The sequence below is a fragment of the Duganella sp. Root336D2 genome (assembly GCF_001425005.1).
Classification (GTDB): domain Bacteria; phylum Pseudomonadota; class Gammaproteobacteria; order Burkholderiales; family Burkholderiaceae_D; genus Rugamonas.
On the sequence record NZ_LMDB01000036.1, the window covers coordinates 41,937 to 56,142 of the forward strand.

Sequence of the window (14,206 nt, forward strand, 5' to 3'; positions counted from 1 at the left end):
GGCATGAACACCATGCCGCGGCGACCCCAATGCGCCACCTGCCTGCGCCCCGCCGCCACCTGCATCTGCCATTGGGCGGCGCCGGTGGCGAGCACGGTCGAAGTCCTGATCCTGCAGCACCCGATGGAAGTGGACAACGCCAAGGGCAGCGCGCGCCTGCTGCACCTTTGCCTGCCAGGCAGCCGGATCGAAGTGGGCGAACAGTATGATGAGGCGGCGCTATGCGCCATGCTGGGCGCCGGTGGCCGCCAGCCGGTACTGCTGTACCCTGACACGCCGGACGAACGCTCGCTCGGCATCGCCGCGCCGCCGCCGTTCAGCGCGGCCTTGGCGCCGGCCCGCATCCAGCTGCTGGTGCTGGACGCCACCTGGCGCAAGAGCCGCAAGATGCTGTACCTGAACCCGGCCCTGCAGGCCTTGCCGCGCCTGCCGCTGCGCGCCACGCCGCCGTCGCATTACCTGATCCGCAAGGCGCATGCGCCGGACCAGCTGTCGACGCTGGAGGCGACCTGCTACGCGCTGGCGCAGCTGGAGGGCGACGCGCAGCGCTACCAGCGCGTCATCGCCGCTTTCGACGGCTTCGTCGCGCAGCAGCAGGCGCAGGCCGCGCGCGGCGCCAGCGCTAGCTGAGAAGCTTCAGGCCTGGCGGCAGCGCTTCGCCCAGCATGCGCTGCTCGCTGGCCTGGTCCAGCTGGAGCACTTCGCGCACCATGGCCGGCCAGCCGGGCGGGGCGCCCGCCGCCAGCAGCCGCTGCACCACCTCGGCACGCAAGGCGTGATTGATATCGCGCGAACGGTCGCCCGTCATGCGCGCCAGGTGCGCCGCCGCGAAGCCTGCCGGTTCCACCTTGCGCCAGTCCAGCTGCATCACGGCCTGCAGCCATTGCTCCACCGTTTCGCGCGGCGCGGCATCGTGCGCGCTGCCGTGGAACGGGCGCCGGGCGCCGACCCGGCCCAGCGCCCACAGATAGCGGGTTTGGCTGGCAAGGTTCTTTGCTTTCGGCAGTTCGCCCACCATCCAGTTGCCGATTTCGGCCTTGTAGGCCGACGGGATGCGCTCCAGCGAAGCGCCCAGGCGCAGCATGTCCTCTTCGCTGCCGTTGACCAGGGTAGCGGGACGGCGCCCGCGTTCGGCGGCATCGGCCTGCAGGTTGAAGGCGAAGTCGTCCAGCAGGCGCAATTGCGCTGCCGGCGGCAGGCCGCCGCAGACGCGGCGCCACAGCGTCCACCACTCGGCGCAAACCTGGTTGTCCCGGTGGTACTGCACCCCGGCTTCGAAAATTGCCCAGAGCTGTTCGATGCGCCACTCGTCCAGCGGGTGGCCGTAGCCCGGGCGCAGGCAGTAGCCGGCCAGGTTCATCCAGGCGCGCTCGTGTTCTGCCGAGCGGCGGCGTCCTTTGGCGCGTTCCAGCAAGGCGTCGAACAAGCGGCGCAGCACGGGCGTCGCCCAGCGTTCGCGGCTGCCAAGCAGGTGTTCGAGCTGGCCGCGCAGCTGCCGCACTTCCCGGGCATCGACTTGCAGCGCGCGGCTGCCGAAGATGCGCTCGACTTTCTCCAGCGCCTCGCTCAGGCCTGCCGGCAGCGCGGCCGCGGCGGCGCCATCCAGGCCATCTGCGCCATCCGCGCCTTCGGCGCCGGCATCGTCCGCGCCATGTTCGCGCAGCTGGAATTCGAGCTGCCAGCGTTGGCCGTTGCCTTCGCAATGCACTTCCAGCGTGCCCACTTCGGTCAGCGAGGCCGCCAGCTGCACCGTGATTTCCTTGCGTGCGCCGGCATCCCGGCTGTCGCGCAGGACGGTGGCGATGGCCGGCAGCGCGGCCAGCTCGTCGGGGGCCAGGTCGGCCACGGCGCCCGCCTGCGGCGGCACGGCGTCGGCCAGGGTAGTGGCGATGTGGAAGCGCACCGGGCGCCCCAGCCGCAAGGCGAAGCTGCGCGCATCCAGGCGTACTTCGCTGCCGCTTGCGCTGCCGCGCGGCAGCAGGCAAACAGCGCGGCGCGTGACGCCCGCAGCGCGTGCATTATCGAGCAGCAGCCAGTAACTGCGCGGTGAGCCGCCGGCGATGGTGGGCGCCAGGCCTTGCCGGCCCAGCGCGTAAGCTACGCCGCCGCGTGCCACGGCGACATCCGGGTCTTCGTTGCGCAGCACGCGTACTGGCTGGCCGCGCCATGCCGCCAGCGTGCTGCTCAGCCGCTCGGCCAGCCTGGCTGCGCGGAACACGCCGCCGTTCAGCAGCAGCGTATCGGGAACGGGCAGCTTGCCGTCGTCCGGCAGCCCCAATGCCTCGCGCGCAGCAGCTGCGTGCTGGCGCAGGAAGCCGGCCAGGTGGCGCGTGACGGCCGGATCGCCGGCGTAGGGCAGGCCGAATTCGACGATGCCGCCGCGCCTGGCCTGCGCCGGCTGCTGCGCTTCGTTGCGCGGAAAGAAGCCGTCCAGCACGATGCGCTCCGCGTCTTCCCGTCGCAGCGCGACGGAGCGGCTGGCGCCGATCAGTTTCGAGCCGGAGCCAAGCAAGGTCACGCTGACCTGCTCGGGCGCGTCGGCCGCCAGCAGGGCTTCCTTGGCCGCGCGGCAGCGTTCGGTAAGCTGGGCGAGGCGGCCCGCCGACAAGCGCTGCGGCGCGGCCGTGCCTGCGCTGCTGCCGCTGTCGGCGCAGAGGCGCTGTTCGACCAGGTGCGCCAGCGCCAGGTCCATATTGTCGCCGCCGAGGATCAGGTGGTTGCCGACGCCGATGCGCGTCAGCTGCGGCCCGCCGCCGGCCATCTCCACCTTGACCAGCGTGAAGTCGGTGGTGCCGCCGCCGACGTCGGCCACCAGCACCAGCCGCGCTTCGGCCAGTTCCTGCGCCAGCGAAGCGCGGTGGCGGTACAGCCAGTCATACAAGGCCGCTTGCGGCTCTTCCAGCAGGCGCAAAGCCGGCAGGCGGGCCATGCGCGCAGCTTCCAGCGTGAGCGCCCGCGCGCCCTCGTCGAAGGAGGCGGGAATGGTCAGTACCACTTGCTGCTGCTCCAGCGGCGCGCCGGGAAAGCGCGCATCCCAGGCCGCGCGCAAATGCGCAAGATAGCTCGCGCTGGCGGCAACCGGCGACACGCGCGCCACGTCTTGCGCAGCGCCCCACGGCAGGATCGGCGCCATGCGGTCGACGCCGGCGTGCGACAGCCAACTCTTGGCGCTGGCCACCAGGCGGCCCGGCACCTGCCCGCCCAGCTTGCGGGCCAGGCGGCCAATGACCGCGCCAGGCGGCGCATCCGCGACCGCCGGTTCCGGCCAGGGCAGCTGCAGCTCGCCATCGGCAAACTCGCCGGCGCCAGGGTGGTAGCGGGACGAGGGCAGCAGCACGGCGCCGCCAATTTCGCCGGGCGCGGTGAGCTGCTCCACTTCGAACAGCTGCACGTCGCCGCCCGGCGCGGCAAAAGCGAGCACCGAATTGGTGGTGCCCAGGTCGATGCTGACCAGGTACTGCGTCATTGGCCCTCGCCACCGCCGCGCACGTCGAATTCGACCTTCCAGCGCTGACCGTCCTGCGCCACTGCCTGCAGTTCCAGCGTGCCGGATTCGCTGGCGCAGGCATGCAGGCGCACCTGCACCGCTTCGCCAACGGAACGGCCTTCCGGCGACAGCGTAGCCTGGATTTCGTTGAGCTCGACCAGTTCCTCCGGCGCCCAGAAATCGAGCACGGCGCCGATCTGGTCTTGGCGGCGCACGGAAGAACCGAAGAAGCGGAAGTGCACCGGCTCGCCCACCACCAGGCCGAACTCCTGGCCTGGCAATTCCAGCTCGCTGCCTTCTTCCATGCCGAACGGCGCCACGCACAGCGCCTGGATCGGCGGCTCCATGCCAGGGATGGCGGGCATCGACGATTCCACCGCAACGTAGTAGGAGCGGGCCGTGCCGCCGCGAATACGCACGCCGGCGCCGCGCCGCACATAGCTGTAATAAGCCGCGCCGCGTGCCACTGCCAGGTCCAGGTCGGCGCCGCCGAGCATGCGTGCCGGTTGCGCCCCTTCCATGTACAGCCAGTCGTTGATGGTTTCCATCACGCGCTTGGCCAGCAGTTCGGACTTGAATACGCCGCCGTTGAACAGCACCGCGCTCGGGTGCAGGAAGGTATGCGCCGGGTTGACGGCAAAGCCCTCCAGTTGCGCCGTAGCGCCAGCCTGGCGCGCCAGGAACGCTGCCAGGTGCCTGGTGATTGCCGCATCCTGCGCGTAAGGCAGGCCAAGCTGGGTCAGGCCGGCGCGCGCGCGCACGGCCGGGCGCGCGGCCGCTTCCACTTTCGGGAAGAAGCCATCGGTGATGAAGGTTGTGACTTCGGCGCGCGTCAGCTCGGTGCGGATCGAGCCGCCGATCAGCTTCGAACCGCGGCTTGGCACCACGATCGGCCAGGTTTCCGCCTGGGCATTGGCCAGCAGGTTTTCCTTGGCCGCGCGGCAGCCGTAAGTGAGCGCGCGCATTTGCCAGGCGTCGAGCTGGCTGCCGTTGGCGGCCAGCTTGCGCGCCACCAGGTGCGCCAGCGCCAGGTCCATATTGTCGCCGCCCAGCAGGATATGGTCGCCCACGGCCACGCGGTGCGGCTCCAGCTTGCCGTCGCGCTCGAGGATGGCGATCAGCGAAAAGTCGCTGGTGCCGCCGCCCACGTCCACTACCAGGATAATGTCGCCCGGCTTGACGTCCTTGCGCCAGCGGCCATCGCTGTTCTGGATCCAGCTGTACAGGGCCGCTTGTGGTTCCTCCAGCAGCGTCACGTTGTCGTAGCCGGCTGCACGCGCCGCTTCGGCGGTGAGTTCGCGTGCGGCAGGATCGAACGATGCCGGGATCGTGACCGTGACTGCCTGCTGCGTGAAAGGTGCGTCCGGATGGGCGTTGTCCCATGCTGCGCGCAGGTGCTTCAGGTAGCGCGTCGATGCTTCCAGCGGCGACACGCGCGACACCTCTTCCGGCGCGTCATGCGGCAGGATGGCGGCGCGGCGGTCCACCCCAGGGTGGCACAGCCAGCTCTTGGCGCTCGATACCAGGCGGATCGGCGTGGTGGCGCCGCGGCTGCGCGCCATTTCGCCCGTCACCGCGGCCTGTCCATCGGCAGTGGCCCAAGGCAGGGCCAGTTCCCCGGCAGCCAGTTCGTCCGGGTGCGGCAGGTAGAGGAAGCTTGGCAGCAGCGGCAGTTCTTCCACCGTGCCGGGCGCGGTGAGCTGGGGCACGCCCAGCACGCCGTGCCGGGTTTTTTCGCCATCGCTGCCGGCCAGTTCTACGTAGGACAGCGCGCTGTGGGTGGTGCCAAGGTCGATGCCGATGGCAAAACGCGGCTCGCTCACAGTTCCACCTCGGCCGGTGCCAACACGTTGGCGTCATGCGCTTCCGCCAGTTTAGGCAGGCGCACGCTGGAAGCGCGCCAGCCGCGGTGGCTCAGGGTGCCGGTAAACGGCGCCTTGCCGACCACGTTGCCGGTCAGGCGCACGGAGGAGGCGTCGAAGCCTTCCGGCAGCGTTACGCGGCTGCCTTCCGCTTCGCTGCGGACGGCGTCGATGCTGAAGTGCTCGCGCAGCACCTTGGCGCAGCCTTCATGCACCAGGCGCGCAGCAGCGCCAATGTCGGCGTCCGAATAGCCGGACAGGTCTTCTTGCGTGAAGTCGATCAGGCGTGCTTCGCGCTGGAACAGCGACAGGAGCTGCAGTGCTGCATCGGGGGTGGCTTCGCGCAGGAGCGCGGCGGCCGGTGCCGGGGCTGCGGCTGGGGCCGGGACGGGGGCCGGTTGCGCGGCAGGGCCAATGCCGTCGTCACGCACGCGTGCGGCGAATTGGGCATCGCCCAGCGTTTTGAAAAAGGCGCCAAAGGCGAGGGAAATCCTGCTCCCAAAGGAGGGCAGATTGTTCGATTTGCTCATGTTATTGCTCTTTGAATGTCGGGGGATATCCCGGAGGAGTGCGCATGATACCAGCTTGGCTTGCAGCCGCGGCACGGGCAGTTTAGAATACTGTACAAACATACAGTAATGTATAGGGGCGCGCCATGCAGGACCATGAACTGGAAGGGCAGGTGATACTGCCGCCGCAATCGCTGAAGGCGAAAAAAGGGCGCGGCGCGGTATCAAACATGCAAGGCAGGTACGAGCTGCAAGAGCGCGAAGCGTTCGATGACGGCTGGGCGCCGGATCCGGACGATGCCGAGGCCGAATTGCGTCCGCCGCGCACCATCGTCACTGCCGAAACGGCCAAGACCATCCTCACGCGCAACCAGTCGCCCGATATTCCGTTCAGTGTTTCGCTGAACCCTTATCGCGGCTGCGAGCATGGCTGCATCTATTGTTTTGCCCGCCCGTCGCACAGTTACCTCGGCCTGTCGCCGGGCCTGGATTTCGAGACCAAGCTGTTTGCCAAGGTGAATGCGCCGGAATTGCTGCGCGCGGAGTTGTCCAAGCCGGGCTACGAAGTGGAGTCGCTCGCGCTGGGCGTGAATACCGATGCCTACCAGCCGTGCGAGCGCGAATACCAGCTCACGCGGCGCGTGCTGCAAGTGCTGGCCGAGTGCAATCATCCGGTTGGCCTGATTACCAAATCCTCGCTGATCGAGCGCGACATCGATATCCTCGCGCCAATGGCTGAGCGTAACCTGGCCGCCGCATCGATCACGATTACTACGCTCGACAGCAAGATCTCGCGCACCCTGGAGCCGCGCGCCGCTGCCCCAGCGCGCCGCCTTCGCACGATTGAAACGCTGGCCAAGGCCGGCATTCCGGTCGGCGTCAGCATCGCGCCGATCATCCCCTTCGTCACCGAGCCCGATATCGAAAAAATCATGTCCGCCGCGCGCGATGCCGGCGCCGTGATGGCAACCTACGTCGTGCTGCGCCTGCCGTGGGAAGTCAGCCCGCTGTTCAAGGAATGGCTGGAAGCGCATTTCCCCGACCGCGCCGAGCGCGTGATGAACCGCGTCCGCGACATGCGCGGGGGCAAAGACTACCAAGCCGATTTCGGCTCACGCATGCGCGGGGAAGGGGTGTGGGCTGACCTGATCCAACAGCGCATCGAAAAAGGCATCACCCGCTTCGGCTTCCACGGCCGCCACAGCAAATTCCGCTCCCTTGACTGCACCCAGTTCAAGCGCCCCGACTACATCCCTGCCTCCGGCGCCCGCGCCCGTGCCGCAGCCAAAGCTGGTCAGATGGACCTGTTCTAAGTCGAGTTCGCGTTTCGGCACCCGCACAGGGTGGCCTGTGCGCAGCTGTCGCGGACTACTACTGAAAGCTACTGAAAGAACTACTGAAACTACTGAAATTTGAGCTTTTCGGCCTTGGTAGCGCTCTAATGGGAAAAATTTCAGTAGCTTTCAGTAGTAGTTACCGAGGGCGCGCAGAGGACAGCAGCGCGAGGTGGCTTTCTATCGCGTGCACGTGCTCATCATGGTGGCCCATTGCGCGCAGGGCGGCGGCCAGGCGCAGCAGGTATTCGATGTTGGGGCCGCTTGGACCGGAGGCGGACGCGATATGGCGGGCGATTTCTTCAACCGTCGCCTCGCCCAGCCAGGCGGCGTTGTCGGCGGCAGCTATATAGATCAGGCCTTCTTCCACGCTGCCGGCCTCGAAGTGAATGTCGATCGCCACCCGCAGGTAACCGTTTTTCTCGCGATGGTCGAGGTGCGCGAATTCTTCCGGCGTGACGAGGTAGGCCATGCCGTGGCACACGGCGCCTTCGGACGGAACCAGCGTGGCAACGCGGCCCGGCGCATCGGGCGTTCCGCGATGGTCATGCGAGCCCTGCCAGAAGCGCCGCGACCAGCTGAAGATGTGCGCCGGCCGGCGTTCGATGAAGGGGAAGTCCGCCTTGTAAATCAGCGAGCCATAACCGAACAGCCACACCTCATGGCGGCCGTCGAACTTGTCCATTGCCTGGTTGGCTTCAATCGTATTGTGCGACATACGGCGAATTATAGGGAATACTCGCCAAGCACGCTGATGAAGCGTTCCGCCGCGGGCGAAGGCGTGCGGGAGTTCTTGGTGTAGATGAAGAACTTGCGTTTGAGTTCCGGTTCCACCAGGGGGCGCATCTCCAGCCCATAACGGCGCACCATCGGTTCCGCATACGGCAGGCAGGCGGTGATGCCGAGACCTTCCGCCACCATGGCCAGCGCGGTGGTCATGAAGGTCACCTCGTTGTAGGGCGCCAGCGTGGTCATGTCGCGCAGCAGCCGTTGCGTGAATTGGCCCTGCAGGGCAATGAAGGGATGCTGGTTGACCTCCGCCCAGGCCACCGTGCGCCGGGCAGCCAGCGGATGCGCCGGCGGGAACACCACCACGAACGGCATTTCGAACAGCAAGGCTGCATCCACTTCGGCCGTCAGGTCGCGCTCCGGCCCGATGCCGACATCCACCTCGCCGCTCACCACGCGGGACGCCACATTGTCGACCGGGCAGTCGACCAGCTGCACCTGCACGTCCGGATAGCTCGAACGGAAAGCGCCGATCACCTGCGGCAGCAGGGTGCAAGCCATCATCTGCGGCGCAGCAACGCGCACGATGCCTTTCTTCAGAGCCTTGCGGCTGGCGATGTCGGCCATCGCGCCATCGAGGTCCTGCAGCATCTTGTCGAACAGCGGATACAGCTCGCGTCCCACCTCCGACAACTGCACGCGCCGCGTATTGCGCTCAACCACTTTCACGCCCAGCAGCTGTTCCAGCTCCTTGATCTGCCCCGACAGGGCGGACTGGGTGACATGCAGCAGGTCGGCGGCCGCCGTGAAGCTGCCGGTGCGGGCGACAGCGACCAGGGCGCGCATCTGGCGAACGGTTGGACTCATCAGGAAAACTAATAAATTGACGTGAAAATATCGTTTGTATGATAGCTGAAACAAGCGTTTAATGGCGGGATACAAAGGAGCCCTGCCATGAAAATCAAGCAAATCCACCACGTTGCCTACCGCTGCAAGGACGCCAAGGAAACCGTCGAGTGGTACGTCAAGCACCTGAACATGAATTTCGTGCTGGCCATTGCGGAGGATGAAGTGCCGTCGACCAAGGCCCCCGACCCGTACATGCACGTGTTCCTGGATGCCGGCCAGGGCAACATCCTGGCCTTTTTCGAGCTGCCGACCCAGAAGGACATGGGCCGCGACGAAAATACCCCGGCTTGGGTGCAGCACCTGGCGCTGGAAGTGGCTTCGATGGACGAGCTGCTGGCCGCCAAGGAGCGCCTGGTTGCCGGCGGCGTTGAAGTGCTGGGCCCTGTCAATCACACCATCTTCAAGTCGATCTACTTCTTCGACCCGAACGGCCACCGCCTGGAACTGGCGACCAACACCGGCACTCCTGAAATGATGCGGAAGCTGGACGAAGTGAAATGGGAAATGCTGGAAGAATGGTCTAAAACGAAAAAGGCGCCCAAGCACGCAGCCTGGATGCACGCGCCACAAGAATAAAGATTAAAAGCGAAGGAAATACATGAAACTCGCCTCCCTGAAAGACGGCAGCCGCGACGGCCGCCTGGTGGTCGTCAGCCGCGACCTGAAATTCTGCCAGCCGGTACCGAACATCGCCGCCACCATGCAGGATGCGCTGGACAACTGGGACGTCGCCGCGCCGCAGCTCAAGCAGATCTACGCCTTGCTGAACCAGGGCAGCGCCTCCGGTGCCCAGCCTTTCGACGAAAGCCTGTGCCACTCGCCGCTGCCGCGCGCCTACCAGTGGGCCGACGGTTCCGCCTACATCAACCACGTGGAACTGGTGCGCAAGGCGCGCAATGCCGAAGTGCCGGCGTCGTTCTACAGCGATCCGCTGATGTACCAGGGCGGCTCCGACAGCTTCGTCGGTCCGCGCGACCCGGTGTTTGCGCTGGACGAAGCCTGGGGCATCGACCTGGAAGCGGAAGTGGCAGTGATCACCGGCGACGTGAAGATGGGCGCCGGCGATGAAGAGGCGGCCAAGGCCATTCGCCTGGTCATGCTGGTCAACGACGTCTCGCTGCGCAACCTGATTCCAAACGAACTGGCCAAGGGCTTCGGCTTCTTCAACTCCAAGCCGGCCAGCGCGTTCTCGCCGGTAGCGGTTACGCCGGAAGAACTGGGCAAGTCCTGGCAGGACAACAAGCTGCACCTGCCGCTGCTGGTGCAGATCAACCGCCAGCCCTTCGGCAAGCCGAACGCCGGCGAGGACATGACATTCAACTTCGCCCAGCTGGTGGCGCACGCCGCCAGGACGCGCGAACTGTGCGCCGGCACCATCATCGGCTCCGGTACCGTATCGAACAAGCAGGGCAACCTGCACGGCTCGAGCATCGCCAACGGCGGCGTGGGCTATTGCTGCCTGGCCGAAGTGCGCATGTACGAGACCATCGAAAGCGGCAAGGCGCAAACCGGCTTCCTGCAATTTGGCGATACCGTGCGCATCGAGATGCATGATGCGCAGGGCAAGACCATCTTCGGCGCCATCGACCAGACCGTGCGCAATTACGGGGAACGTGAATGAAGCTCTACACTTACTTCCGCAGCTCGGCCGCCTACCGCGTGCGCATCGCGCTGAACCTGAAAGGCCTGGCGTATGAAGCAGTGCCGGTGCATTTGCTGCGCGACGGCGGCGAGCAGCTCGCACCGGCTTACCGGGAGGTGAACCCGGCCGGCCTGGTGCCGGCGCTGGAAGACAACGGCATCGTGGTGACGCAATCGCTGGCCATCATGGAGTACCTGGAAGAGGTGCACCCGATGGTGCCGCTGCTGCCGCAAGATGCCGTGGGCCGCGCCCGCGTGCGCGCCCTGGCGCAGACCGTGGCTTGCGACACCCATCCGCTGATGAACCTGCGCGTGCTCAAGCACCTCAAGGGCCCGATGGGCCTGGGCGAAGAACAGAAGATGGATTGGTACTACCACTGGATGGGCGAGGGCATGAAAGCGCTGGAAGCCCACCTGGAGCGCGACGGCGACATGGGGCGATTCTGCTACGGCGATACGCCGACCATCGCCGACTGCTGCCTGGTGCCGCAGGTGTACAACGCGCAGCGCTTTGATATCGACCTGGCGCCATACCCCAGCGTGGCGCGCATTGCCGCCAATTGCGCCGGCCTGCCGGCGTTCAAGGCCGCGCATCCGTCCGCCCAGCCGGACGCCGAGTAATCAGAACTCGCAGCTCAGAACTCAGAACTCAGAACTGCACGACGCGGTTGCGCCCTTCCTTCTTGGCCCGGTACAGCGCCTTGTCGGAGCGCACCAGCAGCGAGGAAGGCGTATCGGGCGCGCCATGCGGATCGGCCGCCGCTACGCCGATACTGATGGTCAGCTGCACCTCCACCCCCGACTCGGTGCACAGGCGCAGGCCGGCGGCCTGTTCGCGCAGGCGTTCCGCCGCATGCGTGGCAACGGCGATATGCGTTTCCGGCATCAGCAATACGAATTCCTCGCCGCCGAAGCGCGCCACCATATCCACCGCCCGCAGGCTGGCCGTCAGCAAGGTCGCGGTCTGGATGATCGCCTGGTCGCCCACTTCGTGGCCGTAGCTATCGTTGATGCGCTTGAAGTGGTCGATATCGACCATCAACAGCGCCAGCGGGTGGTGGAAGCGCCGCGCGCGCTCCAGCTCCTGCGCGATCTGCTCGGTCATCTTGCGCCGGTTGGCGATGCCGGTCAGCGGATCGGTCGTGGCCAGCGCCTCCAGCTTGCGATTGGCCTGCAGCAGTTCCAGCGTGCGCTGCAGGATGCGGTCCTCCAGGCTGCTGCGCTCGCACGCCAGCTCGGACATCGCCCGCCGCCGCGAGCGCAGCGACAGCACCAGCGCCGTAATCAGCATGCCTTGCAGGACAATCAGCGCGCCGGCCGTGAGGATCTGCCAGCGGTACAGCTCCCACACATTGTGCGGGCGATTCAGTATCACCGCCTCTGGCGGGATATTGCGCAAGCCGGCCCGGCGCGCCGTCGGGTAGTCGAAATAGTAGCCTTCCACCTGGCTGGTCATGGCCGGCTGTCCAAGCAGCAGGCGCGCCATCATGCGTCCCACCGCCTCGCCGCTCACCACATAGCCGCCCACCACGCCCGGCATCACCAGCGATTCGGAATGCGTGAACAGCGGCGCCTTGCTCGCTGCCGAAATCTGCAACGCCAGTTCGCGCGGCTGGATGCGCGCACTGCCTTCGCCGCGCAGCGCTGCCAGCATGAAGATCGCGCTGCTGCGGTCCAGCCGCGCGGCGCGCAGGCGCAGCTCATTGACGTCGCCATCGTCCCAGATTTCAAAGCGGATCCTGGGGAAGCGCGGCGTGATGCTGCGGATGCGGTCGAGCCAGAGCCGGCAGCGCGCAGTCTTGTCGCCGACGATGGCGATATGCCGTACTTCCGGCGCCACCAGCGGAATCACGCCGATGGCCCGCTCGAAATCGGACGTCACCTCATAAGCCAGGCCATCGCGCGGCTGCCATCGCTCGCGCCCGTGGTTGACGTAATGGCGCGGCACGCCGGCAAACAGTTCCGGATGGCTCGCCAGGAAGCGCGCCGCCACGAAGCTCTCCGTCACGATGGCGTCGAACTTGACGTCGGCGTACTTGGTGGCGAGGTAGGGCGCCATACCCTCCTGCGATTTATCTTCGCCGACGCGGTTGGCGTCGAAGCGCTCTTCGAAAATGGCCGGCGTGCCGCCCTGGTTGCTGCGTTCCAGTTCTTGGTACAGGCCCTTGTGCACCAGCCTTTGCCAGGCCGAGGAGGAATCGGCGCCGAGCGAATACAGCACCAGCACGCGCCGCTCATCGGCCAGGGCATGGCTGCAGGCGCAGGCCAGCCATACAAGGGCAGCCAGGCGCAGGAATGCTGGTCGGTAGAGGGGGCGCATAGGGGAAACGAGTGTAGCACGGTTGCGTGCAATTTAATTTACCTAGGAGCAACTATCGTGGCAGCTTTGCAACGTTATCGCGCATTTAGTCGCGCAGCACGGAGTAGAGCTGGGCCGGTGTAATCGGCTTGACAAGATGGACCGGGAAACCGGCCGCGCGCGAACGCGCCTGGTCGGCCGGTGGGCCGTAGCCGGACAAGGCCACCAAATGTGTCGAACAGCTGCGGCAGCATGTCTGCGCTCTCGACCACCGAGCGGAAACCGCTGGCCAGGTCGCGGGTGAGGGCGGCCAGGTCGACCCGGGCATAGCCGGCGTGCACGCGGCCGGCCTGCACGCGCGAAAAATCGAGCAGGGTGTTGACCAGCTTTTGCAGGCGCAGGGCATTGCGCTGGGCCAGCTGCAAACGCGCGTGGTGCGCGGCAGGCAGGCGGCTGGCACCGTCGTTCAGCGCTTCTTCGATAGGGCCCGGCATCAGCGTCAGCGGCGTGCGGAATTCGTGGCTCACATTGCTGAAAAAGGCGGTCTTGACGCGGTCCAGTTCCGCCAGTGCTTCGCGCGCTGGCGCTGCTCCGCCGCGGCGCCGGCATTTTGCACGGCGGCCGACAATTGCCCCGCCACCAGCTCGCCACAGCGCCAGGTCGCGGGCCTCGCCTGCCAGGTCCTGTTCGCGCAGGGCGCTGGCCGACAGGGTCGAGAGCGCGGCCAGGCGGCGCGCATTCAGGCGCGTATCCGTGGTGTCGGTGGAAGGGCGCTTTGCGGCCAGGCTTCAAGCGGGCCGAGCGGCGTGGACGACCAGTCGAAGGCCGCAATCTGCTGGCCTAGCGCGCCAGGGGAAGCAAGGAATTGCAAGCTTTCCGGTTTGATCGTCACGCGTTTCTCTAACTGTGTTTTAGCAATTCTGCACTGTACGAAACTTGTACGGCGCGCACAGGCGTCCTGGTCAAACGCCGTCCCGGCCGCGTTTGACAGCACGATGCAAGCAACGGATACTGGGACGATGACGACGCCGCCTTTCCCCATCCGCAAGGAATGCCCGCCGGGCGCCTGCGACTGCGACCGCGATTCGCTGCTGGCGGACCCGCAGGCGGACACGCGCATCCTGCGCCTGACCAAGGAGGAAGAGAAGCGCCTGATCGAGCGCATTGAAGCCATTGCCACCTATGCTGAGCTGATGCGCGTTGGCCAGCGGCTGCAAGAGCAGCTCGGCGTCTCGGTGCGCATTGCCCCCGGCCCGAACGAAGTGCGGACGGTGCGCGGCTTCCAGATCGAGTTGGGCGAGCGGCCCGGTTTGTGCCGCAAGACGCGCCAAGCTGTACCGGCTGCGATACGGAAATGCCTGGATCGGCACCCGGAAATCGCTTTTGCGATCTTGAATTCCCACGATCTGTTTGCCGGGCAGTAAAATATATTTACT

General features: G+C 66.4%; 14 protein-coding genes. 6 read left to right on the plus strand and 8 right to left on the minus strand.

Annotated elements, in window-relative coordinates; genetic code table 11:
• The first annotated feature begins 3 nt into the window (after window positions 1-3).
• On the plus strand, window positions 4-630 hold the full coding sequence (locus tag ASD07_RS22615; protein ID WP_229207259.1) for a tRNA-uridine aminocarboxypropyltransferase: 627 nt from the start codon (window positions 4-6) through the stop codon (window positions 628-630).
• Here ASD07_RS22615 and ASD07_RS22620 read toward each other — a convergent pair.
• The 3 genes from ASD07_RS22620 to ASD07_RS22630 are packed head-to-tail and all read right to left on the minus strand — an operon-like array spanning window position 623 to window position 5,879.
• Window positions 623-3,466, minus strand: a complete 2,844-nt coding sequence (locus tag ASD07_RS22620) for an Hsp70 family protein (protein WP_055935477.1) — start codon at window positions 3,464-3,466, stop codon at window positions 623-625. The two genes, ASD07_RS22615 and ASD07_RS22620, sit on opposite strands and share 8 nt — an antisense overlap.
• On the minus strand, window positions 3,463-5,310 hold the full coding sequence (locus ASD07_RS22625) for an Hsp70 family protein (protein ID WP_055935479.1): 1,848 nt from the start codon (window positions 5,308-5,310) through the stop codon (window positions 3,463-3,465). Before ASD07_RS22625 ends, ASD07_RS22620 begins: the two co-directional genes overlap by 4 nt.
• Window positions 5,307-5,879, minus strand: coding sequence for a DUF2760 domain-containing protein (locus ASD07_RS22630; RefSeq protein ID WP_055935481.1), 573 nt, complete (start codon window positions 5,877-5,879; stop codon window positions 5,307-5,309). The genes ASD07_RS22625 and ASD07_RS22630 overlap by 4 nt, the downstream gene beginning before the upstream one ends.
• A 125-nt stretch (window positions 5,880-6,004) precedes the next feature.
• Here ASD07_RS22630 and ASD07_RS22635 point away from each other — a divergent pair, with 125 nt between their 5' ends.
• The gene (locus tag ASD07_RS22635; RefSeq protein ID WP_055935483.1) at window positions 6,005-7,171 is read left to right on the plus strand and encodes a PA0069 family radical SAM protein; all 1,167 of its coding nucleotides are present in this window, start codon (window positions 6,005-6,007) and stop codon (window positions 7,169-7,171) included.
• Between the two features lie 160 nt (window positions 7,172-7,331).
• On the opposite strand, the gene ASD07_RS22640 is transcribed toward ASD07_RS22635, so the two are convergent.
• Both ASD07_RS22640 and ASD07_RS22645 read right to left on the minus strand, forming a co-directional pair.
• On the minus strand, window positions 7,332-7,910 hold the full coding sequence (locus ASD07_RS22640) for a gamma-glutamylcyclotransferase (protein ID WP_055935485.1): 579 nt from the start codon (window positions 7,908-7,910) through the stop codon (window positions 7,332-7,334).
• 8 nt (window positions 7,911-7,918) lie between these two features.
• Window positions 7,919-8,788 carry a LysR family transcriptional regulator gene (locus ASD07_RS22645; RefSeq protein WP_055935487.1) on the minus strand — a complete coding sequence of 290 codons (870 nt, stop codon included), beginning with the start codon at window positions 8,786-8,788 and terminating at the stop codon, window positions 7,919-7,921.
• Window positions 8,789-8,875: 87 nt separating this feature from the next.
• Here ASD07_RS22645 and ASD07_RS22650 point away from each other — a divergent pair, with 87 nt between their 5' ends.
• The 3 genes from ASD07_RS22650 to maiA are packed head-to-tail and all read left to right on the plus strand — an operon-like array spanning window position 8,876 to window position 11,092.
• Window positions 8,876-9,406, plus strand: coding sequence for a VOC family protein (locus tag ASD07_RS22650; protein ID WP_055935489.1), 531 nt, complete (start codon window positions 8,876-8,878; stop codon window positions 9,404-9,406).
• A 22-nt stretch (window positions 9,407-9,428) separates the two neighbouring features.
• Window positions 9,429-10,451 carry a fumarylacetoacetate hydrolase family protein gene (locus tag ASD07_RS22655; protein ID WP_055935491.1) on the plus strand — a complete coding sequence of 341 codons (1,023 nt, stop codon included), beginning with the start codon at window positions 9,429-9,431 and terminating at the stop codon, window positions 10,449-10,451.
• Window positions 10,448-11,092 carry a maleylacetoacetate isomerase gene (maiA, locus tag ASD07_RS22660; protein ID WP_055935494.1) on the plus strand — a complete coding sequence of 215 codons (645 nt, stop codon included), beginning with the start codon at window positions 10,448-10,450 and terminating at the stop codon, window positions 11,090-11,092. Before ASD07_RS22655 ends, maiA begins: the two co-directional genes overlap by 4 nt.
• A gap of 28 nt (window positions 11,093-11,120) precedes the next feature.
• Here the strand turns inward: maiA and ASD07_RS22665 are convergent, their stop codons facing one another.
• The 3 genes from ASD07_RS22665 to ASD07_RS31100 all read right to left on the minus strand — a co-directional run bounded on the left by ASD07_RS22665 (window position 11,121) and on the right by ASD07_RS31100 (window position 13,662).
• The gene (locus tag ASD07_RS22665) at window positions 11,121-12,791 is read right to left on the minus strand and encodes a GGDEF domain-containing protein (RefSeq protein WP_082507524.1); all 1,671 of its coding nucleotides are present in this window, start codon (window positions 12,789-12,791) and stop codon (window positions 11,121-11,123) included.
• 74 nt (window positions 12,792-12,865) lie between these two features.
• Window positions 12,866-13,555: a histidine kinase dimerization/phospho-acceptor domain-containing protein gene (locus ASD07_RS31880; RefSeq protein ID WP_200953853.1), complete on the minus strand. Its 690-nt coding sequence runs from the start codon at window positions 13,553-13,555 to the stop codon at window positions 12,866-12,868.
• Window positions 13,510-13,662, minus strand: coding sequence for a hypothetical protein (locus tag ASD07_RS31100; RefSeq protein ID WP_156398149.1), 153 nt, complete (start codon window positions 13,660-13,662; stop codon window positions 13,510-13,512). The genes ASD07_RS31880 and ASD07_RS31100 overlap by 46 nt, the downstream gene beginning before the upstream one ends.
• Before the next feature lie 127 nt (window positions 13,663-13,789).
• On the opposite strand from ASD07_RS31100, the gene ASD07_RS22675 reads away from it, so the two are divergent.
• Complete coding sequence (locus tag ASD07_RS22675; protein WP_055935498.1) at window positions 13,790-14,194, plus strand: hypothetical protein; 405 nt, start codon at window positions 13,790-13,792, stop codon at window positions 14,192-14,194.
• Window positions 14,195-14,206 lie beyond the last annotated feature (12 nt).